This window comes from Imperialibacter roseus (genome assembly GCF_032999765.1).
Taxonomy (GTDB): Bacteria; Bacteroidota; Bacteroidia; order Cytophagales; family Cyclobacteriaceae; genus Imperialibacter; species Imperialibacter roseus.
This window is the reverse complement of record NZ_CP136051.1, coordinates 1,359,751-1,382,555: the sequence shown is the minus strand read 5'-3', so window position 1 is coordinate 1,382,555 and position 22,805 is coordinate 1,359,751. Positions and strand designations below refer to the sequence as shown.

The 22,805-nt window shown below is 46.2% G+C and carries 17 protein-coding genes; 9 read left to right on the top strand and 8 right to left on the bottom strand.

Features of this window, described 5'->3' with window-relative positions; all coding sequences use genetic code 11:
• Positions 1-11: 11 nt before the first annotated feature.
• The 3 genes from RT717_RS06015 to RT717_RS06005 all read left to right on the top strand — a co-directional run bounded on the left by RT717_RS06015 (position 12) and on the right by RT717_RS06005 (position 5,017).
• On the top strand, positions 12-2,621 hold the full coding sequence (locus RT717_RS06015) for an ABC transporter permease (protein ID WP_317490834.1): 2,610 nt from the start codon (positions 12-14) through the stop codon (positions 2,619-2,621).
• A gap of 132 nt (positions 2,622-2,753) precedes the next feature.
• Positions 2,754-3,782: a DUF4097 family beta strand repeat-containing protein gene (locus tag RT717_RS06010; protein WP_317490833.1), complete on the top strand. Its 1,029-nt coding sequence runs from the start codon at positions 2,754-2,756 to the stop codon at positions 3,780-3,782.
• A gap of 113 nt (positions 3,783-3,895) precedes the next feature.
• Positions 3,896-5,017, top strand: a complete 1,122-nt coding sequence (locus RT717_RS06005) for an FG-GAP repeat domain-containing protein (RefSeq protein ID WP_317490832.1) — start codon at positions 3,896-3,898, stop codon at positions 5,015-5,017.
• A gap of 70 nt (positions 5,018-5,087) precedes the next feature.
• Here RT717_RS06005 and RT717_RS06000 read toward each other — a convergent pair whose 3' ends face one another.
• Together RT717_RS06000 and RT717_RS05995 are read right to left on the bottom strand one after the other, a co-directional pair.
• Positions 5,088-7,400, bottom strand: a complete 2,313-nt coding sequence (locus RT717_RS06000) for a DUF4838 domain-containing protein (RefSeq protein ID WP_317490831.1) — start codon at positions 7,398-7,400, stop codon at positions 5,088-5,090.
• A gap of 122 nt (positions 7,401-7,522) precedes the next feature.
• A complete protein-coding gene (locus tag RT717_RS05995; protein WP_317490830.1) occupies positions 7,523-8,677 on the bottom strand; it encodes an ATP-binding protein in 1,155 nt (384 codons plus the stop codon).
• 194 nt (positions 8,678-8,871) lie between these two features.
• Between RT717_RS05995 and RT717_RS05990 the strand changes: the two genes are divergently transcribed.
• From RT717_RS05990 to RT717_RS05970, 5 genes are all read left to right on the top strand, one after another.
• The gene (locus RT717_RS05990) at positions 8,872-9,783 is read left to right on the top strand and encodes an SMP-30/gluconolactonase/LRE family protein (RefSeq protein ID WP_317490829.1); all 912 of its coding nucleotides are present in this window, start codon (positions 8,872-8,874) and stop codon (positions 9,781-9,783) included.
• A 24-nt stretch (positions 9,784-9,807) separates the two neighbouring features.
• Positions 9,808-10,575: a 3-keto-disaccharide hydrolase gene (locus RT717_RS05985; protein WP_317490828.1), complete on the top strand. Its 768-nt coding sequence runs from the start codon at positions 9,808-9,810 to the stop codon at positions 10,573-10,575.
• 16 nt (positions 10,576-10,591) lie between these two features.
• Positions 10,592-11,728 (top strand): glycoside hydrolase family 18 protein, encoded by a 1,137-nt coding sequence (locus RT717_RS05980; protein ID WP_317490827.1) that lies wholly within the window; start codon positions 10,592-10,594, stop codon positions 11,726-11,728.
• Between the two features lie 72 nt (positions 11,729-11,800).
• Complete coding sequence (locus RT717_RS05975; RefSeq protein WP_317490826.1) at positions 11,801-12,040, top strand: DUF4160 domain-containing protein; 240 nt, start codon at positions 11,801-11,803, stop codon at positions 12,038-12,040.
• On the top strand, positions 12,021-12,404 hold the full coding sequence (locus tag RT717_RS05970; RefSeq protein WP_317490825.1) for a hypothetical protein: 384 nt from the start codon (positions 12,021-12,023) through the stop codon (positions 12,402-12,404). Before RT717_RS05975 ends, RT717_RS05970 begins: the two co-directional genes overlap by 20 nt.
• Before the next feature lie 64 nt (positions 12,405-12,468).
• Here RT717_RS05970 and RT717_RS05965 read toward each other — a convergent pair whose 3' ends face one another.
• Both RT717_RS05965 and RT717_RS05960 read right to left on the bottom strand, forming a co-directional pair.
• The gene (locus tag RT717_RS05965; protein ID WP_317490824.1) at positions 12,469-14,466 is read right to left on the bottom strand and encodes a tetratricopeptide repeat protein; all 1,998 of its coding nucleotides are present in this window, start codon (positions 14,464-14,466) and stop codon (positions 12,469-12,471) included.
• 220 nt (positions 14,467-14,686) lie between these two features.
• On the bottom strand, positions 14,687-15,910 hold the full coding sequence (locus RT717_RS05960) for a Zn-dependent hydrolase (protein ID WP_317490823.1): 1,224 nt from the start codon (positions 15,908-15,910) through the stop codon (positions 14,687-14,689).
• A 316-nt stretch (positions 15,911-16,226) separates the two neighbouring features.
• On the opposite strand from RT717_RS05960, the gene RT717_RS05955 reads away from it, so the two are divergent.
• Positions 16,227-17,525 (top strand): M28 family metallopeptidase, encoded by a 1,299-nt coding sequence (locus tag RT717_RS05955; protein WP_317490822.1) that lies wholly within the window; start codon positions 16,227-16,229, stop codon positions 17,523-17,525.
• 84 nt (positions 17,526-17,609) lie between these two features.
• Here RT717_RS05955 and arr read toward each other — a convergent pair whose 3' ends face one another.
• The 4 genes from arr to RT717_RS05935 form a co-directional block, all read right to left on the bottom strand.
• Positions 17,610-18,035, bottom strand: coding sequence for an NAD(+)--rifampin ADP-ribosyltransferase (gene arr / locus RT717_RS05950; RefSeq protein WP_317492344.1), 426 nt, complete (start codon positions 18,033-18,035; stop codon positions 17,610-17,612).
• Positions 18,036-18,319: 284 nt separating this feature from the next.
• Positions 18,320-20,905, bottom strand: a complete 2,586-nt coding sequence (locus tag RT717_RS05945; RefSeq protein ID WP_317490821.1) for a DEAD/DEAH box helicase — start codon at positions 20,903-20,905, stop codon at positions 18,320-18,322.
• A gap of 618 nt (positions 20,906-21,523) precedes the next feature.
• The gene (locus RT717_RS05940; RefSeq protein ID WP_317490820.1) at positions 21,524-21,916 is read right to left on the bottom strand and encodes a hypothetical protein; all 393 of its coding nucleotides are present in this window, start codon (positions 21,914-21,916) and stop codon (positions 21,524-21,526) included.
• A 1-nt stretch (position 21,917) separates the two neighbouring features.
• Positions 21,918-22,781 (bottom strand): nucleotide-binding protein, encoded by an 864-nt coding sequence (locus RT717_RS05935; protein WP_317490819.1) that lies wholly within the window; start codon positions 22,779-22,781, stop codon positions 21,918-21,920.
• Positions 22,782-22,805 lie beyond the last annotated feature (24 nt).

Sequence of the window (22,805 nt, the reverse complement as noted above, 5' to 3'; positions counted from 1 at the left end):
GTCCAAATAGCATGAACAAAACAAACACTCCTCCACGTCTTGCCGGGAAGTTGCTTTTAAAGCTTCTCAGAGACGACCTCGCCGAGGAAGTGCTGGGCGATCTGGAGGAGAAATTCTATCTGACGGCCGAAAGGAAGTCACTATCAAAAGCCCGACGCAATTACTGGTACCAAACACTTCACTATCTAAGACCTTTTGCAATAAGAAAGACACAGTCAACAAACTCAAATATTACAACCATGTTCAAGCACAACTTATTACTTTCCTTCCGGAACTTTAAGAAGTACAAAAGCTCCTTCTTTATCAACCTGGTTGGTCTGTCAACCGGCCTGGCCTGTGCGCTGCTCATTTACCTTTGGGTGAACGACGAGCTTCATGTAGATAAATTCCACAAAAACGACGGCAGGCTCTATCAGGTCATGATGAACCATCAAATGACGAATGAGTTGACTACCGGGCCCAGCACGCCTGACTTCCTCGCTGAGAACATGCTCAAAGAATTTCCTGAGATTGAAATGGCCACCGGCGTAACGCCATCCGAGTGGTTTGGTAACTTCACGTTGGTGCAAGGCAGCAACTTTTTCAAAGCCACAGGTCAGTTTGCAGAAAAGGATTACTTCAAGATGTTTTCATTCCCGCTGATTGAAGGAAATGCCGAACAAGCATTAGATGGCATCGGCTCCATAGCCATCTCAAAAGATCTTGCGGAGAAAATTTTCAAAACGGCTGAAAATGTTGTTGGCAAAACAATGGAAGTTCAAATTATCAACTTCAAATATCCAGTGGCCGTAACGGCGGTTTTCGAAAATCTACCTACCAACTCCACTGAGCATTTTGATATGGTCCTCAACTGGAAAATGTGGCAAAACATGAGTGATTTAGCCGGCAGACAAGTCAACTGGGGAAACCATGGCCCCAACACTTATCTGGTACTTAAGGAAGGAACAAATATCGACGAGTTCAATAAAAAAATTGCAGGCTACATCAAATCGAAGCGTGAAACCTCCACCGTTACACTTTTTGCGGCCAAATACTCCGACAGGTACCTGCATGGCTCCTACGAAAACGGCGTTCAAGCCGGAGGAAGAATTGAATATGTCAGGCTTTTTTCCATTATCGCTATTTTCATCCTCCTGATAGCCTGCATCAACTTCATGAACCTGTCCACCGCTAAGGCCTCCCGGCGAGTGAAAGAAGTAGGCGTAAAAAAAGCCATCGGCGCCGATCGAAAGTCTCTGATTTTTCAATATCTGAACGAGTCCATTTTGCTCACTCTCTTCTCGCTCGTGGTAGCCCTATTGCTTGTGCTACTCGTTCTTCCTCAGTTCAATGACATCACCGGCAAGCAGCTATCGCTCAACTTCGATTTGAGCCTGGTTGCAATGATTCTGGTGATCACATTCGCTACGGGGCTATTGTCCGGCAGCTACCCAGCCCTCTATCTTTCAAAATTCAATGCAGCTTTCGTACTGAAAGGCGGCAGGATCAGCACATCGGTGGGGCAGCTGTGGGCAAGAAAAGGGCTGGTCGTTTTCCAGTTTGCCATGTCTGTGATTCTGATCGTATCGGTGGTGGTCGTTTACCAGCAGGTGAACTATGTGCAATCGAAAAATCTGGGATACAGCAAAGAAAACGTCATCCATTTTGACAAAGAAGGTAAAGTGGTGGAGAACCAGGACGCTTTTCTGGCTGAAATCAGGAATATCCCGGGTGTGGTGAATGCCTCCACAATTCAATCTATCGTTGTTGGTTCCCAAAATTCAACCCAGGGCGTTGTATGGGAAGGAAAAAACCCGGAAGATAATATCCGCTTTGAGGTGGTGACCGTCAACTATGAAGAAATAGAAACCCTCGGCATACAGATGCTGGAAGGACGGTCGTTTTCCAGAGAGTTTGGTGCAGATGAAGAAGGTGTAATTTTCAACGAATCGGCCATCAAAGTGATGGGCATGGAAGCCCCCCTAGGCAAAACAGTGAATTTTTGGGGTGGTGACAAGAGAATCATTGGTATAGTAAAAGACTTTCACTTTGAGTCTCTACATCAAAAGGTAAATCCACTGGTTATCAGGCTCGAGCCGGGCAAGACCCTGAAGGTGATGGTGAAGCTGGAAGCGGGCAAAGAGAAAGAAACGCTGGAAAGGCTCGAAGCTTTCTATGGGGAGTTCAACCCTGGCTATTCGTTCGAATACAGTTTTCTCGATCAGGACTACCAGGCACAGTACGTGGCCGAGCAGAGGGTCAGCAGCCTGTCGAAGTATTTTGCAGGGTTTGCGATCCTTATCTCCTGCCTTGGCTTGTTTGGTCTGGCATCCTTCACCGCAGAGCGTCGTCTCAAGGAGATCGGCATCCGAAAAATCCTTGGCTCTTCAGTCTGGAGCATTGTGTGGCTGCTCACGTCCGACTTCACCAAAATGGTGGGAGCTGCCATCCTGATAGCTTTGCCCATCAGCTATTACCTGACCAGCAACTGGCTACAGGACTTCGCCTATTCGATTGAATTAACGATATGGTATTTTGCCGGAGCAGGCATAGCTGCAATGATTATCGCCTGGGTGACAGTCGGGGTACAAACTTTAAGAGCGGCCAGGGTCAACCCGGCTGACTGCCTGCGGTATGAGTAAAAAATAAAAAAAGAAGGCAACGCAACCTTTGAGCCCGAAAAGCATCTTTAAATAGTGTAACCACACTGGCAACGACAAGCGTCTTAACCAGTGTGGTTCATTACCATGCTTTTCTAACAAAACTCAAATAAAATGAAATCAATTGCTCTACTACTTTTCTTCGCACTGGTAACGGTCTCTTCCGCTATCTCCCAGGACTTTGACTACTCTTTCAAAGAAACCTACAAAGTTTCAACACCTGCGCAACTCAGCATATCATCTTCCGACGGCAACATTGATGTGCTGCCCGGCAATGGCAGCGAGATCGAGGTGTTTTTTGTGGTCAAACAAAACGGCCGCATGCTTGATATCTCAAGAACTCAGCTGGAAGAAGAGTTGACACTCACCATCATCAAAACCGGCAGCAGTGTTGACATTACGGTGAAATACCCCAATAATTCCTGGAATATTGACTGGAGAGACCGCATCAATGTGGACTTTAAAGTGTATGCTCCCAAAGAAACCACCGGTGACCTGAGGTCGTCAGATGGTAATGTAACGATAAAAGGCATGACTGCCAGCCAGAAGCTAAAGACCAGTGATGGCAACATCGTGCTTGCAGAAATTACCGGAGACGTATCCGGCGTGACGTCGGATGGCAATATCAGAGGTGAGAAAATCAAAGGAAGTGTTTACAGCCGCACCAGCGATGGCAACATCGACTTCAACAATGTAATAGGAGATGTAGAGTCTACGACAAGTGATGGTAACATAAGGCTGACAAATATCAATGGAACCGCCAGGGCTCACACAAGCGACGGCGACATAGAAATTTACAACGCCAAAGGAAAAACACACACCGCCCAAACGTCGGACGGCGACATCTATTTCGAAGACCTGGCCGGGGGAATGGAAGCCATTGCATCGGACGGCAGCATCAAAGGCAATATCATTGAGCTAAGGGGCTCTTTAAGGGCTAAAACCTCCGACGGCAACATAGAGATTTCTGTGCCCGACAATCTGGGTATGAACCTCTATGTGAAAGGAGAATCCGTCGACGTGCCGCTGGTCAACTTCTCAGGACGGTCAACAAAAGAGGTCATCGATGGCAAGACCAACGGTGGCGGTGTAGATGTGAACCTAACCACGTCAGATGGGAGGATCAGACTGGTGTACAGGTAGTTGCCGGTTTGCTCCGTATTTCGATAAGAAATTCGTATTTTCATTTGCAAATAGCCCACAACCCGGAGCTCAGCAGCCGGGTTGTTGCTTTTTCCATGTAAAGAAGATACGCCATGATTTACTTCCTCAGTCTCATCATCCTGATGTTTACCACACCTCCCAAGCTCCCATTCGAAGCACAGTTAATTGACGATCAGGTAGCGATTGGCTACGGCATCGCACTGGGCGACGTTGATGGCGACGGCAAGCCCGACATTCTCCTGGCCGACAAAAAGCAGTTCGTCTGGTACCGAAATGGCGACTGGAAGAAGTTTGTTATGATCGACAACCTGACCGAGCGGGACAACGTGTGCATTGCGGCAATGGACATCACCGGAGATGGCAAAGTAGAAGTAGCTGTAGGTGCTCAGTGGAATCCTGGCGAAACCAGCAACGCAGCACAATCGGGCTCCGTTCACTACCTGATAGCGCCCGAAGATCGAACTCAGCTGTGGAAGGCCGTAAAGCTTCCACACGAGCCTACCATTCACCGGATGCGCTGGGCAAAGGCATCAAACGGTAAATTTCACCTCATAGTGGTGCCCCTGCACGGCAGAAACAACAAAGGAGGCGAAGGAGACGGGGTGAAAATCATCGCCTACGAATACCCAAAGAACGTTGAAGGTGACTGGAATAGCGTGGTTTTAGATAACAACATGCACATGACCCACAACCTGGATGTGGCAGCTTCAGGGCCAAAGAGTGGTAGCTTGTATTTTGGTGGCAAGGAGGGTGTGAGGGTCATTCAGAATTTCGCAGGTAAGAGCTCCTCCGGGGCAGCCAAAAAGATAACAGGAATGGAGTACGGAGCCGGAGAAATACGGGTCGGCAATAGCCTCCTCGCCACAATTGAGCCAATGCATGGAAATGCGGTGGTGGCTTACCTGGGAAATGAAAGGACAAGGGTAGTGCTGGACGACCAATTGAAAGAAGGCCACGCCCTGGCGGTGGCCGATTTTCTTGGCACCGGCAATGAGCAAATCGTCGCCGGATGGCGAGTGCCCAATGCCGAGGGGAAGGTAGGTATCAAGCTCTATCAGCAAGTAAATGGAGGGAAATGGGAGTCGCAATGGGTTGACGACAATGGCATGGCTTGTGAAGATTTGCAGGTAATGGATTTGAACGGCGACGGCAAACTGGACATTGTAGCCGCCGGAAGGGCCAGCAACAACCTGAAAATTTACTGGAATAAATAGCATTTCGATCCATTAACAGAAGTAATGGATCAGGTCAATCAAAGATTTCTGGCGTGCAGGTTCGTCGATGCTATTCCACCACTATCTCATCAATCAGCATATTGGCTGGCCTTCCTGCTCCTGGGTGCCATCCTGGTGTGTTGCCTATTGAATAAGCCTTCACTTTGACATACCTGGCGTTTTGTGGGGTAAACTCACCAATGAAGTCCCGCTGCTGCCCTCCGTATTGATCAATGGGCAGGGTATTATTCACAGCACTCACAACAGTGTAGTTCTCTCCATCAGCAGAAAGTGAATACTCTACCTTTCTCGGAAAAAGCCTCAACCAGAAGCCATATTGAAAATAGGCCGACTCAATCCGGCGCACGGGTTGGAGCTCCTCCAGGTCGATTACCACTTCCAAATCTTGTCCTGAAAAACTGAACCAGTTGTAGGTATAGTCCTGGCTGCCACGGACGCCGTCGGTCAGCATTTTGGCATGCTCAGCCGTTACCGCATTATTGCCCGGGCTGATGAAAGTGACCTTTTTACCATAAGCCAGGTGCTCATTCATGCCCTGCGCCAGCAGGCGATAGTTGGCTGTTCTGTATTCGTCGGGCGAGGTACTCCATTCTTTTACCTGTGTCACTCCTTCCCGAATACACAAGTCAGTAAAATCGTCAACTTTTGAGCGAAACGTAGTACTTGCCTCCCAACGATCTCCAAATTTCTGAAACACCCCTCCTTCTCCTGCATATTTCTTTTTCGCTTGCTCCATCCAGGCGTATTCAAGCGGAAGCCTGGCTATTCTCACCCGCTCCAGTAGTTGGACTGAATCGGCAACGGCCAGCTCAGCAGCATTAAACAATTCCTCGTACCGCTTCATCAGTTCGGGTGACAGGTAACTTGTTGACGCTTCGTTGGGCGAACCAAAAATCCTCAGCGGCTGGCTGGAAGCAGCCTGTGCTTGCGTCATTTCATCGATGTATTGCTGTATGGGCTTCGCCGCTGCTCCATAGTAGCCGTTAAGAAAATCACTCATCAGCCGCGCCACATCTTCTTCGGGGTTCCACATCAGCTTCGATAGCAGGTAGGCCCTCAAGGCTGCAAATTCGCCGCCCACTTCCCGATTGCCCTGCTCGAAGAGTGCATTTACTCCGTTTTTGGCAAAAAACTGAATATTCGGCTTGAGGGTGTGAAGATTTGGGAAAGGGCTGATCAGGTGATTGAACTGGATGACATAATCCCACACAATGATGTCTTTGGCGATCTTGCCCCAGTCCTGCACGTCCTTCACAAAATCGGCACTGGTAGTGTCTGCTTCAATCGGCTTGTCTCTGTAAGCCTCAATGCTGCAAAGCATAATATTGACGTTGTCTCTCGGAATCAAAGTTTTGGGAGCGGCCCGGCCATACTCGTAGGCCAGGGTAGAAATCATCTTATCCGGAAACTGGTCGGCCACCTGGTTCACAAACTGGATGATAGAACCTGAAGGTGAGTCCTCCCGGTCATCAATGGCCTTGCAATTGTCGCAGGTGCAGAAATTCCGGTTATCATTTTGGCTGACCGACCAATATTTGGCTTCCGGGTTTTCTGCTATTTTCCGACGAAGGTTCTGGATAGTAATGTCCAGTACGTCGTGGTTCGTAAGGCATAGCTGCGTAGGCAGCCGCTTGCCATTCACCATGGCGAAGTACTCAGGATGTTCATCGTAGTATACATCTGGCGGCACCAGCTCATTGAAGGTATGCACCCACATGCCCCAGTCAGGCCTGCCACCCTTTGCATCGTGATCAAGCTTGTGCCAGTCGGTGTATTCCTCGTCCCAGGTAACTCTGTAGTGAGTATCTCTGAAACCAATCACCGGCACCTGCAGGTCGTCAATTTTGTCCAACATAATTGTTGCCTGCCTGGGTACCACCTTTACCTTCGGTGAATACATCCGGCATCCCAGATACTTCTCCAGAAAGCTATAAACACCATAAAGTGTCCCTTTTTCATTACCCCCTGCGATAATCAACCGCAAACTATCAGTCTTGATCAGGAAGCCGTCTTCTTTCAGCTCATTGAGGTTGATGGGGAGTCCCAACTCGCCCAGCCTTTCGTTTTGCCCAAGCACTATTTCGTAGCGGCTACGGCTCCTGTCAGCTTCGATAATCGGCAGCGCAGCTCCCGAAATTTGAAGCAGGTAGTCCTGCAATACGTTGGCAGCTTTTTGCTCATCGGCCGTGGCTGCCGACGGAACGACAATCCGGTAGAGGGTTTGTCCTTTATCCGCAAGGATTATTCTCTCTGGCGAGTTGTCCTCCTTCTTTTGTTTGCTCTTTTTTTGGGCCAAAAGTGGACTGAAGCGGCCTCCAATTAAGAAAACAGCTATGAGGCAGGTAAATATTCTTAGTACCATGATAGTGTGTTGTTAGCTCAGGATAGCACAAGCAGTCGGGAAATGCAATGAGAATTAATGTGTGAGGCTACTTTTGTCTCTGAATGACTCTATTGCATCTTTGGGCTTTCTTCAAAAGACGCTTAATTGCTCGCCAAAAATGTCAGTATTGCGTTTAAACTAGTTACTTCCACGCCTTCAGCAATCCTGTAATTGTCGGCACCAGGTGTAATCACGTGAAGTATTTCTACTTGCAAGTCCTCTTTTGCCAGGTAGCTGCCTCTGGTCAACACAGGAGAATTCGTCAGCTTGATTTCAGCGGCTAACAGCCAGCGGCCATTTCTGCGTACCAGCAAGTCAACTTCTGCCCCATCCTGCGTCCTGTAGAAGAACACCTCATCATCAGTACGAAGCACCATCAACACCTGATGGATAACAAAACCCTCCCAGGAGCGCCCTGCCACTATATGCCCTATGAGATTATCATAAGTTGAAATATTGGACAGGTAATGTAAAACGCCAGTGTCACGCATATATACTTTGGGTGATTTTACGATCCTTTTGCCCACATTCGCATACCACGGTTGCAACAGGGTAATCAAAAACGCATTTTCCAAAAACATCATATACGTTTTGACAGTGGGCACAGTAAGCCCTATCGACCTGGCCAGATCGCTGTAATTCAAAATTCCGCCATGCATGGAGGCAATCATCTGAAGCAATTGCCTGGTAACATGGGGCGCAGCAGGCAAGCCGTAAAGGGGCAAATCCCGCTGAATATAGGTGTTGATAAAGCTTCGGTACCACCTCTCAACGAAACCCCTTTTGCCCGACAGAGCAGGCTCTGGAAAGGCTCCATACATCCACAGGTTGTCAAGCGAAACCTTATGTTTCACCTCCATGAGGCTCAGCGGCGACATTTCCAGGTAATTGATCCTTCCTGCCAAACTCTCAGAACTTTGCTTCAAGAGTGCCGACGAAGCCGACCCCAACACCACAAACCTGCCGGGTCTTCGGTTTTCGTCTACCAATGCCCTGATCAATGGAAAAAGCTCCGGCTTGTGCTGAATTTCGTCGAGGATGATCGTCTTATTGATATGAGCAGAAAAGAATAGCTCCGGATCCTGGAGCTTGTTGATATCCGAATCCTTCTCAAGATCCAGATAAATCATTTCAGCTTCAACGAAGGCACTTTTGACGAGTGTAGTTTTCCCCACCCGCCTGGGGCCGATAAGGACCGTAACTGGAAACTCTTCCAAAGAAGTAAGGTAATCCTTTTCTATAAGCCGCTCAATCATCCCTGCAAATTTAAAATAAATTTTTAAATTTGCAGGGATGATTGAAATTATATCTTGTAGTCAGTAGTTCATTTTTTGCCTTGAAAAGATGGCTGATAAGTAGCGTTATGCAACCTTCCATGTATCTTTTGAGCTAATACTTTTCTCTTTGGGTTTAAAAGTTGAAATTCATGACTGCTACTTAAACACTCCTTATGCAAAAAACTTCACCGCTATTTTTAGCCTGCTCATTCCTGTTCTTAGGGGTCGTGCAAGCCCAGATAACAGACCTCCGCTCACTGCTGGCACCCGGTGCAACTGTCGAGCTACTTGGTGACGGTTATAAATTTACCGAGGGGCCAACACCCGACAAAAACGGCAATGTGTACTTCACTGACCAGCCCAACAACACCATTCTGCGCTGGGATGCCACCTCCGGCGAAATAAGCACCTTCGCTGCTGCTTCCGGCCGCTCCAATGGCCTGTATTTTGACAAGAAAGGCAACCTGGTAGCCTGCGCCGACATGGACAACCAACTGTGGTCGTGGGACAAGAACGGAAAGCACACTACGCTGATCGAAAACTATGACAACAAGTTGCTCAACGGACCCAATGACCTATGGGTCGACAAAAAAGGTGGTATATACTTTACCGATCCGCTTTACAAAAGAGACTACTGGACCCGTGACCCGGCCATGCAGCAAGATGGGCAGCATGTCTACTACCTGAGCCCTGGGGGCAAAACCCTGACCCGTGTGGCCGAAGACCTCAAACAACCCAATGGCATCGTGGGCACCACCAATGGCAAGACCCTGTACGTGGCCGACATAGGCGACCGTAAGACTTACGTGTACGACATACAGAAAGATGGTTCGCTGGCCAATAAGAAGCTATTTGTCGAAATGGGCTCCGACGGCATGACCCTTGACAGCCAGGGCAATGTGTACCTCACGGGCAGAAGCGGCGTGATGATTTATGATAAAAGTGGCGCTGAAATCGGCAATATTCCTACAGGAAAGGGATGGACCGCCAACGTGTGCTTTGGTGGTAAAGACCGAAAAACCCTTTTCATCACAGCCATGGATGCCGTGTATGGCGTAAAAATGAATGTTCCTGGTGCGAAATAATTGAAGCTAACAAATCAACAAATAATGAAAAAGAACGCCCTTCTGATCCTATTCCTGGCTGCTTCAGCAACCAGTATTTTCGCTCAGTCCAACATGAATGTCGGAGCTAAACCGACCAAAAAAGCCGTAGTCTACTTCGATGGCTCACGTGATATGCTGGATAAAAACTGGACTTATTGGGACGGCCCCAGGCTGGCTGCACAGCTACCGATCAAATGGCAGATTGTGAAAGACCCGGTCGACGGTGGCACAGTTATGAGCAGCAACGATCCTGCCGGGGCGGGGGGCAAATATGGTGCGGCCGATATAGTGACCAACAAGAAATTCCGTGATTTCCGGGCCCATGTAGAGTTCCTCATTGTCAATCCCGGCGGTAACAGCGGCGTCTATCTGCAAAACAGGTACGAAATCCAGGTGCTGGATGGAGATTCTACCAGCCATGGCCTGGGTGCAGTGATCAACGAATCTGAATCTCCTTATTTCGCCTACAATGGTTTAGGGAAATGGAATTCGTATGATATTGTGTTCAGAGCTGCCCGGTTCAAAGACGGCAAGCTTACTGAGCAGCCGATGGTGACCATGTATTTCAACGGCAAAAAAGCCCATACCAACCAGGTCATCAGCCAGGTGTGGGGCGGCCCCAACTCCGGCATCGATGGCGGCAATGATGGAGGCAAAGGCATTACTGATGTTCCCGGCGGGCTTAAGCTCCAGGCAGAAGGACACGATGTGTTCTACCGTAATATCTGGATTGAAGAGCTTAACCTGAAAAAAGCAGATACTGACTTTTAAGACAAATACATCAGCAATGAAAAGACTAACCTACTGCGCCTTCGTACTATACGGAGCACTGGCTGCTTGTAGCCCCAAACCGGTGGCGGAAACACCCGCTGAAACACCGCCAAAAAAAGAAATCATAGGCTACGTACCAGGCTTCCGTGGTTTGCTCGATGAAAAAGATATCGACGCCAACAAGCTGACCATCATCAACTACGCCTTTGTAGACGTAAAAGATAGCCTGGCGTGGTTAACCAACCTCGAAACTGACAGCGTCAACTTTCGAAAGCTCAACTATCTGAAAAAAGGCAATCCCGCCCTGAAAATCGTGATCTCGATAGGTGGCTGGTCGTGGAGCGAAAACTTTTCCGATGCGGTGCTTACAGCCAGCTCAAGGGAAAAATTTGCGAAGAGTGGCGCCAAAATCGTGGCCGACTACAACCTGGATGGTATCGACATCGACTGGGAATACCCCGGCCTGAAAGGTGAGGACAATGTATTCAGGGATGAAGACAAGGAAAACTTTACCCTGATGTTTGAAGCTATCAGGAAAGAATTGGATGCTTTGGCAGTCACCACTGGCAAGAAATACATTGTCTCCACTGCCCTCCCCTGCTTCCCGAGGCTTTTTGAGGTCACTAACATGGGCGACGTAGCCAAACATATCGACTTCGTGAACATCATGGCCTACGATTTCTATGTCGCTGGCGATACCGTTGGTCACCACAGTAACCTCTACCCCTCCGAAAGCTATGAAAAAGAAAATTCTGCTGACAAAGCCGTGAAAACCTATATCGAGCAGGGAGTTCCTGCTGAGAAACTGGTGCTGGGCGTACCCTTCTACGGCCGCAGCTGGACGATGAAAAGCAGCGATAACCTGGGCATCCTTCGCCCACGGGACGAGGTAATGAGAGGTGGCGGCTTTACGTTTATCAAGGACAGCCTGATGGCCAAGCCGGGGTTCGTACGCTACTGGGATGATGCGGCTAAGTCACCTTACTTGTTCAATGCCGAGAACAACCAGTTGGTGGTGTACGACGACGAAAGCTCTGTGAAGCTTAAGTGCGAATATGTTAACGACAATGGCCTCGCCGGTATCATGTTCTGGCAATACGCCAGCGATCCTAAGGAGTACTTGCTGGATGTGGTGAATGAGCATTTGGATTGAGAAAAACATCCCATCAGAGTCTCCTGCAAGGGACTCTGATGAGAATCTAACCATTTAGATTATTTTTGAGCCATGCCAAGAGTCTTAACAGTCCAGGGCTACATCTTCTATTTTTTTGCAGCAGACTGTGCCGAACGTGCGCATATGCACGTTAAAAAAGGAGGCGCTAATGGAAAAATATGGATTCAACCAGAAATTGAGGTTTTTTATCTAAAAGGGTTCAAGCAAAAAGAGAAGCGACAATTGCTTAAATTAGCAGAAGAGAATATAGCACAACTAACTGAATACTGGAATGCCTACTGTAATAACTGACAAAACAGACATTAAATCCATCGAAGAAATACTTGCGAACTTCAAGGACAATGATCAGGTGGATATTTATTCGTCGGAAATGTCGCCAATCGAAACAGCTATTGTATTCAATGGTTTAAAAATCAGTAATGTTATAGTCCAGAAAGAAAACAATACAATTCTTTTCATCTTGAACAATAGCACCGTGTTACAACGTCAGATTAGCCAGTTCAAAGGGTTAACTTCTGCCAGCCTCAAACAATTAAGTAATTTTGAAAACATGGGAGACGGTGTGCTATGGCCGGAAATCCCAACAGCCGACACTTCATTAAAAAGCCTTATTCAAGAAGAGCTGCTTCAAAAATACAAGCTTCAAATCGCTTAGTAGCACCTGGCCAAAACTAGATTTTCACTCAGAGTCTCCTGCAAGGGACTCTGAGAAATACGCCTCACCCCTCCCTATAAGGCAACATCAACTGCACCCTCGTGCCCGAGCTGCCTACGCCAGCAAGGTCCTCTACAATCATTCGTATTTTGCTTTTAAGGCCTGCATTGAACAGCTCAATCCGCTCGTTGGTGATCACACCCGCCAGCGACTTGTGGCCTTCCCTGGCCTTCACCTCACTGGCTATTCCTTTGCCATTATCTTCCACAGTCAGCAGTACATACTCACCCTCCTGCCGGAACGTAATCTTCACCCTGGCTCCGTCTATTTTCCCTTTCAGTCCGTGCTCCAGGGCATTCTCAATCAACGGCTGGGCAAACATCGGCGGAATCGATACCTCCTCTGGGTCGATGGCCTCGTCCACTGTCAGTTCATATTCGAAGGAGTTGTTGAACCGCAGCAGTTGCAGCTCCAGGTAGTTTTCCAGCGTGGCCACCTCTTCGTCCAGCGAAATGAAATCTTCCCGGGAGTTCTCCAAAATCTGGCGCATGAGCCGGGCAAAACGGCTCATAAACGAAGCAGCATCCTGGGGTTTGTTTTGCAGCATATAGTTTTGGATGGCCCCCAGCGCATTGAAAATAAAGTGAGGATTGAGCTGGCTTCGCAGGGCTTTCTGCTCCAGCTGGGTCAACGCCTGGGTTTGCCTGTCGGCCCTCTGCCTGTAGTAAAGCACCAAAATAGCGATCACCAGCAGCAGCACAATCGCCCCGCCAATGATCAGGTATCGCTGTTGGCTGAGCTGCAGCGCCTGTATCTCTGCCATTTGTGCCAGGCGGTCGATCTCATTCTCCTTCTTCTCCGTTTCGTATTTGATGTTCAGGTCCGATATCTGCAACGCCTTGGTTTGGTTCAGCATGGTGCTGTCGAGCTTATAAAACTTGTGCAGTGCCTCCAGTCCTTCTTTGTACCGCCCCGACGCCCGGTAAGCATTGCTCAGCATCCAGTAAGCGTCTGATTCTTTTTCAATGAATTCAATGTCGTGAGAAAGACCGGCTCCCAGCTCGGCATACCTGATCGCTTCGGCCGTCTTCCCTGTCTTGAGAAATATCTCCGACAGGTTCACATAGGCTGCCGACAAATTTCGTTTCTCCCCCACCTCTTTGCACAACTCAATAGCCTTCAGATGGTTAGCAATCGACTCTTTGTACAGCCCCATTCTGCCCTGCATTTCAGCCAGCCCCTCATAAAAGTAGGCCTGCAAAAACTTATTGCCCTCTACCCCGGGGCTTTCGAGGGCCTGCTGGTAAAAGTAGGTGGCAGAGTCATACATATTGAGGGCGGTGTAGCTATTGGCCATGTTGTAGTTGACTATCGACAGGTTGGCCTGGTTGGTTTGGCTAAGCAGCTGCTCACGTGACTTTCGGAAGTACCTGATGGCCAGCTGATAGTCTTCGTTCTGATAATAGGCAGCACCAAGCGTGATAACAGCCCTGTTTATCGTCGATTCGTCCGGAATCTTCTCCGCCAGACTCAATGCCTTGAGCGAATAAAAAACGACGGAATCGTTTTTAGAGAAGTCGCTGTAATAGCTGGCCTTTACCAGGTAAATCTGCGCTGCCATAAAGTCGGACTTCAGTCGCCGATTGATCAGCTCAGCCTGATTGAGAGCAGCCAGGGCCGAATCTGTTTTACTAAGCTTCAGGTAACTGTTGGACAGATTAACCAGACTGCGAATAGTAAACTCGTCGTCGCCCACCTGCCCGAACAAAGCTGCTGCTCGCCCATGCCCTTGAATGGCCTTCTGGAACTGCTGCTGACAGGAGGCGTTGTCCCCCATCAACTTATAGGCCCGGGCTTGGTAGCTGACGTCTTTGGCTTGCTGAGCCACCTCCAGCAACCGGGCAGCCAACGAGTCAGTCTTTGCCATATCCTGGCACAGGACACTACTTGCTTCAGTAAACAGCTTCTCAAGTTCGCTGGCGCCCGACTGCTTAGCATGTACATTCGCAGCAAAAAGGAGCAGAAACATCGGGACAAACTCCCTCACAAAACGTTGGCGCATAAAACGGAATAATTATGGGTTAGGCAGCAGACAGGCACAGCGTGGCCACAGTGCACATTGGCAAAAATACACGGCGACATCAACTTTTCGACACCAGAGAAATAAATTATGAACCATAACCGAGTAGATGCATGGAAGAGGAAAGCCCAAGACCTAAAGCTGCTCTTTAGTTCGGCTCATGGCACCTGCCAATCTTCGGGATCGCAAAACCTTCCCAATCCTACCCTTTGTCCGCAGCCAATATCGCCTGCAGCAGCACATTGGCTCCGTTTGCCATGTCCTCCGTTTTGGTGAATTCCTTAAAGGAATGACTGATGCCACCTATACTGGGCACGAAAATCATCGCCACAGGAGTAATCATTGCCATGTTTTGAGAGTCGTGGCCTGCACCACTGGGCATAAATTTGGTACTCAATCCCAACTTTTGGGCAGAGGTGTGGATAATCTGCTGGAGCCCTTTATCAGTAAGTGCCGCCTTCGCTACGCTCGGCTGTCTCACAAAACTGATTTTCGTCTTCGTCTCTTCGGCAATGGCTATCGCTTGCTTTTCTATTTCAGCGAAAAGTCGTTCGATTTTTTCAGGCGACAAATCACGCATCTCCAGCCCCAGGGTCACCTTGCCGGGAATGACATTGTATGCCCCAGGGTAGGCATTAATCTTTCCTATGGTGCCTACCTGGCTTCCTTCTGTCCCTCTGATCACCTCATTCACTGCAATAATCAATTTTGAAGCTGATAGCATGGCATCCTGGCGCAAACTCATGGGGGTGGTTCCTGCGTGGTTGGCAAAACCATCCAATGTCACCTCCCAATGCTCTATGCCAACTATCCCCTCCACTACACCAATCTGCAGGCCTTCCTTTTCCAAAACCCCTCCCTGCTCAATATGCAATTCTAAAAAAGTGTGGATGTCGCCTCTCTTGCGGCGGGCGTTTTGAATAGTATCAGGGTCGCCTCCAAGCACTTTAACACCCTCTGAAATGGTGAGCCCACTATGGCTTGTTTGATTCAGTATTTCGGGCGTGATCTTTCCAGACAGGGCTTTGCTGCCAATCATACTCCCCTCCTCATCAGCGAAAATGATCACTTCAAGGGGATGATCGGTCACTACCTTGTTTTCGTTGAGCACCTCAATTACCTCCAGCGCAGCAATTGACCCAAGCGTGCCATCATAATTACCACCATCAGGCACCATGTCGATGTGCGAGCCAAAGGCGATGGGTTTGAGTGTAGGCTTCTTCCCTTTTCGTTTGCCAATGATATTCCCAGCCTGGTCGATGGTTGTTTCTAGCCCCGCCTTCTTCATCAGGTCAACAAACCACGCATGCCCTTCAACATCGCCCTGAGTAAACGCCATCCTGTAGCCGTGGCCTTTGTCGTTCCGCCCAAATTGAGCCATCCCTGTAATCCGGTCTTCAATTCGCTGTGCATTAACATTTAACATGCCACCACGTAAAACTCGTTTAAAATTCCATTGTATAGTACCCAAAAAAGTGATACTAAGAGTTGTCAATGAGGATTTTTTGATAAAGCTTCTTCGTTGCATCGTGCGTAGATGGAGATTCTTAAGAGAATAGAAAGGACACTATTTGTGAATCAAATATCTCCTAATATATCAATAATTACCTTTGCTTCTAACGAGGCCCTCCAAATGTCACGCCTCAGAATAGAGAAGTTGCCATTGGTGTGTAGCCAGTTGACCAAGTGAAAAAATAAGTATTAACTTTCCAGTCTATTAAAAATCCCTGATTTAACCTGACATGCAAAAGACGTCTATCCTCCCAGCTTTCTTCCTATTGTTCACATCACTCATCATCAGCTGTCAGCCAGCAGCCGAAATCAATGAAGCCGATGTGACCCGTATCATCACCACCCTGGCCGCCGACGACATGGAAGGTAGAAGAATGTTTAGCCCCGGCATTGAAAAAGCGTCAAAGTTTATTCAGGGCGAATTTCAGTCCATCGGATTGGAATATGTAGACGGGCTGACCAGCTACGAGCAAAAATTCGACATGTACACCATCACGCCCAAAAGTGTTTCGGTTACCATCAACGGACAGCCCGTGGCTGAAGAAAACCTCACGGCTTCGGTTAACGGTGAAAGGCTCAATATTACCAGCCCCAACGAAGTTGAAGTGATCACCGTCAAAGCTGGCGACGACTTCCGGGGTGCCATTTCCAAAGCCAGAAGTGCGGAGGGAAAGGTGCTGATACTGGCCGATCCTTCTCATAAGGGCATTTTCGAAAGATACCGTGGCTTCTTGTCGGGGGGTAACCATGTGATGGCATTAAACGATAAAGCTTATGTGCTCGTTTTAACCGATATTACCGAAGTGAGTTCTCTGAACATAAGTGTAGAGAACGATGTAAAAACAGAAAGCCTGTCGAACGTGGTAGGCAAAATCAGCGGAAAGCGCCCCAACGAAGTCGTGCTTTTCAGCGCTCACTACGACCACCTGGGCATCAGAGGCACCGAAGGAGACACCATCTACAACGGGGCTAACGACGACGCCTCGGGCACCACAGCCGTGATCACTTTGGCCAAATACTTCAAAGACATGGGCACGCAGCCTGAGCGCACCATTCTGTTTGCTGCCTTTACCGCCGAAGAAGGCGGTGGCTACGGTTCGACGTATTTCTCACAACAATTGAACCCTGATGAGATTGTGGCCATGTTCAATATTGAAATGATAGGCAAGCCTGCCGTGAGCGGGCCAAACACTGCCTGGGTAACCGGCTTCGACAAATCCAGCTTTGGTGAGTTGTTGCAAAAGGCCGTGAAGGGCACCGAATATGAGTTCTATGCCGATCCATATCCTGACCAAAACCTATTTTATCGCTCCGACAATGCTACCTTGGCCAGATTAGGCGTGCCCGCTCACTCCATCAGTACCACGCCCATCGACGTCGACAAAGACTACCACCAGGCATCCGACGAAGTAAGCACACTGGACTTAGCACACATGACCAACACCATCAAGGCCATTGCTGCCGCTGCTACTGGCATGATCTCAGGAGAAGACACGCCAACAAGGGTGGATCCGGCTAATGTGAATTAATAGGCTTACTAAAAGCAGGGTCGGCAGCAGTTTGGTTGAGTGCTGTCGCCCTGCTGTATACTACGAGGGGTATTGCTACGCTACTCAATCCTCAATCGCTTCAATACCCTGCTCCCTCAGCTTTTCAAGATGATCCCTCATCGCTTTGAGTTGCTCTGGCGAGTGCCCCTGCCATTCCCGAACCTCGCCGGATACCTGAATGGGCTGTGCAGTTCGGTACGACTTGGTTGGATTGCCTGGAAACCGTTTGTTTGTCAGGTTGGGGTCATCTTCAAAAGAGCCTGTTGGTTCCACTATGTAAATTCTACCAGGCTCTTCGCCAACAGCGAGCTCCGCTCCCCAAATGGCGGCATCCAGCGTGGCGCTGAAGTAGACGTAAGCCGCCTTTTTTCCCGATCCGTAGTTGGACTTAAAACCCGGTGCTATCAGGTCTCCCGGTTTCAAATTTGCCTTCGTTCCATGATAATATGTCGGCTTTGCTGCCTCGTTTTTAATGCTTTCTGTTTTCATTGCTGATGTGTTTTTGATGAGCGTGCTGCCTTGCTTATTGGCAGGACTTGATGCTGTGAACATTCAAAAATATTTATCTCAGCTCTTCCAAAACACCATTTTCGGCTAAATTTTCTATGGTACAATATGCTCACAACTACGGCGTTAACCATACAACGAACCGCTTCCCACCTCCCTTTTCATTACGACGACAAGTTGTTTGAGCACCGCACACTTTACGAAGAATCTCCTGGAGTAAACATTTCGCTGGCAAAGTGATCTTATTGTTATCAGGTGGTGGAATCTTAGCCTCCAAACAATGCTGTTTGATAAACACCTCCTTTGATTTTATTCATTAATTCCCGTATAAATTCATAATGTTTAACATACTGATTAGGTATGAAAAAAATAGGGATGTTTTTAGATTGTAGTAATTGCATTTTAATCTTATCAGAGCCCATTCGTTTTTTATTTTTATAATGTTCAGCACCATTGATTTCAAATACCACTTTTAGTTCCTTGCCTTGAAAAATTACGCCATCAAATTCTTTTTTGTCTACAGAAGGATTGTTCAACTCTTCCGGAAAGAGATCCGTTACTTTTACATTTCTCTCAAAACGGGTGCCTTGTACCGTACAATAGTGGCTCATTGTTTTATAAAATTCGTCTTCAAATTTTGAATCATTTGAAAATCCGATTGTAAACTTGTTGGCGATACTTTGCTGGATTTGTGTAGTGCCGTTTTTTTGCACATAATCAATTAGTGCATACAAATCATCATCTTTCTTTGATAAATTATCAATTGCCCTTTTATCGGCCACCACAATCAAATTTTCCTGCGCCCTTGTTACTCCAACATTAATTAACTGACTGTTGTTTTTTACCCAGTCGTATGTTCTAGGAGTTGTGTTTCTTGATATGGAAGTGGATATGATGATGGTCCTATTCTCTTGTCCCTGTATTTTGTGGATCGTACCACAACTTACCGACGAATCTATTTCTGCATTTGCTTTCGCCTTTTCCAAATAATAATTCAGAACTTCTTGCTGGTTGCGGAATGGTGTGATGATGAAAACATCTGTTAATTTATTGTCGGCTATGTATTTTACTATTTCCTGTGCTTCTTCAATGTTGGCATTTCTATCCTTTTGGTTCACATTATTTACATCTATCAGCTTTACCTTTCCATTTGTTATAATCTTCGAAAGGTTCAGTCTGTTTTCATAAAACCGCATATTTGAATAATTGATGATTTTTTTACCACAGCGATAATGATAGCTGAGCAGAATATCCCTCGAAATATTATCAATCCCTTTATAAACGGATAGGATAGAATTATTGTAGTAATCGTATGCCTGATCTATACCGAACTGGCGCATCAAGTGTTGATTTCTGCTTACTTCAAAAACAACAATCGGCTTTAGCTGGTTGGTGTCGCCAATCAGTACCATACTTTTGCATTTTGAGACAGGAATCAAACTGGTGGCTATATCGCACTGCCCTGCTTCATCCATTACCAGCAGATCAAATTTGTATTTTCGTCCCAGCTTGCGACTGGATATATTGGTAGTCAGAATAATGGGAAATATTTTTGTGAGCTTCTCCAGGTTGTCGTCATCTGCGATCCATTTATTAAATTCTCTTACCTGCTTTTCGGACTCCTCAATATCCAGTATCTCGATCAACTGATTATATTCCTTGTGTTTCAAGCGCTTTGTGTACTTCAATGATTCGAAGTAAAAAAACTGCAACAGCTGTTGATTGTCTTTTATGACTTCATATAAATTTTCCAGATCATCATTGTTGATTTCAGGGATCTGCTTGAGTTTTACTTCTATGGCTTGCTTTTCTTTTTCCAACAAATGATTTCCACCTTTTGATAAAAGACTGCTGACAAACGACAGGTTCTGCGTCTGTTCTATTCTGGTTTCATGATTTTTAATTTTCTCAAGCAGTCTCCTGTTTTTCTCTTTCGACTTTTCTTTGAGATTAGACAGTAGTTCTTCCTTAGGTACATCTCTGGTTTCAAAAGCATACCGTTCTTTAATGAGATGGAGTGCCTGAGCCACACATTTGTTGTTTCCAAGCCTGAGTATGGGGAGCAGAATTTCTTTGTTTCTGTATTTGCCTAAGTATAATTTATCTTTAATCCCATCGATGGGTACATTGTTATTTGACGAAATCAATAGTGTTTTGCCATTGGTCAGGCAATTCACAATTACATTCAATATGGTTTGTGTTTTGCCCGTTCCGGGTGGTCCCTGTACATACGTGATTGGGTATTTTAGTGCATTGTAAATGGTCTGAATTTGATCAATATTTATATTCCGGTCATACAGTGCAATGTGAGGCTCTTTTCGGTTTTGCCTGTCCAGCAATGATAAGTTTTGAAAGAATGCCCTTAACGGAATCTCCATTTCCTTGAGCTCATATGCTTTATGTATGTCGTCGTAAATGCCAGAGATATCTATCTGTGCATACCCCAGCACAACTACTTCAGGCCTTGTATTTGGCAATTCACCAGTTTTGAAATGGGTTCGCAATAATTCTATGGCATCAGATTTATTGTCTAAGTACATCGCTTCAAAATCTGTCGAGCTCAAATCGGTGTAGTACGACAGTGAATGCTTTACATCTTCGATATAAAAATTCGCATTGAATTGTGTTTTACTACCCACATACAATGTTTTGTCTACAGGATCAAGCGTGAGTTTTCTAAATGCAATTACAAATTTCCCCTTCGAACGTATATCAATTGAAAACTCACTTATAGCCAGCTCGTAGTCATAATACTTGTTGTAATCATTGTGATAGATATCTTTTATAATCTGCTTTTGAAGTTCGTCGCTTAATTGATATGGATTTTTAATTGCCAACTCTGTCAGATCCACCCCCGGAATTAAATGAGCTTTGTATAAAAAAGGGTCTTTATTGGCCTTGTAGCATTCCAGGTAGTAGTTCAGTATATTATTGTCATACCGGTCAAATTCATACATCTGCAAACTTTCATCTTCATCCAGCCTTCGAATAAGTTTCTCTGGTACATTGTAGTGTGAAAATTTCAGGATTTCAGCAGTCTGAATGGCTGAAATGAATATTTTGGAATCTCTGATGGGGTCATCTTTTGTAACGTTGAACATGTTTACCCGCAGTTCATCTCTTTCATTGATATCCAGTATGCTGATCCAAAAAGGTGTAATCTCTCCACTCTTATTTTGATAGGTAATGTTCAGGTATTTTCCTTCCCTTATGGCTTTACCAATAAGTGTAGTGATTTTTTTGTCAACCATTTCCCAGATTTCTATTCTTCACGATTCTGAAAACTTATCACTTGTTCTTGGTTTTGTTTGCTTTTGTGTTGGCTTTGCCTTGCCATTAACGGTTTCGGGCTTTGCGTTGGTGGGCTTTCTAAACCGTAAACTGTCTGCCAGCACCAAAGTTTATTGCTTGCTCAAATGTTTCTATTCGCACTGTACGCCCACTAACGCAAAGCCCGTGTTAGGCACAGTTTATCTTCTTCCAAAAGATTTGTAGTCAGGCTTGAGCATTTTACGATATGCTTGTCTAACGCTGTCCAAACCGATACCAAGATTTTCTATGTCCGCTGAATTATAATTGTCAGGATTTACCCAATATTCAGCCTTGTTATCACAAATATTTGCAAGTCCTTGGTCAAAGTGTCTAAGGCTAATTGCCGCAGCAGACCAGTATTTAACAAGCATAGCCTCTTTATCTCTATTTGGTAAATGTCCGTGCTCGATATCTCTGTAATAAAGATACGTTTCATTGAGAGCATGACTAATTGCTCTCAAAGCCTCGTCTTTCATTTGAGAACGTTCTTTTGTCGCTGTTGCGATTGGTCCTAGAATATTACTAAGACCTTCAATTATTTCGTTTAACATGCTATAGGATTTTATTTACGTCCACGTCAAGACCAGATGCCTTTAATTCTTTTGCCAACTTAAACTTCCAACTTTCTTCTGCATCAAGTTCAATGTATAGTAGTCCATGTAGGTCACTGGGTAACTCAACTCCAGGAACATACAGGGGGCAAACTTTATTCCTGGACAGTTTGCCGATGAAATAGCCTAATTCAAGAATTACATTTTGTCTTGCTCGATTATTCAAACTGTCAGCTTTTTTGCTTTTGCCGAAATCGTCATCAGTTAATAAAACAATTGCAAATGCAACCTCAGAATGTTCTTCAAACTTTTCAATAATTGTTTTTCCAGAGTTGGCTTGCTCATGTAAAATTATTGCCTCAAGTCCAAGCTTTTCTACCGTCCTCGCAATGTTAACTTTTACCTCATTGTTATGTCCGTGAACAATAAATACTTTATTACTTGCAGCAGATGATGTCTTTGCAATTATAGGTTCATTTATTTCTGTTTTTATAAGCGATGTCTTAGCCACGAGTTGACGTAAATTGTTTACCTTATTTTTTACGTCTTCAATAAATTCTTGTAATTCTTCCGCTGGTGATTGGGAAACGTAAATGAATTTCTGATTTACATTGTCATAACTGCTTTTGTATTCATTATTAGGATTGTTAAAAGACTGTTTCAAGAATTCGGAATTGAAATCATTCCAGTCATAGTAGTCCTGTCTCGCTTGTTCAAATTGTCTATTTGTCTGAATTTGTCTGTTATGAATTTCTTCTCCAATGACTATTCTTTTGCCGAGCTCTTCTTTAAAATATTCACGTCCAACTACAAGGACAGTCGGGTTATTGTTCTCGCTTTTTGTCGCAATTGTTCTTTTTGCCATTATACTCTGTTTAAATTGTGCGTA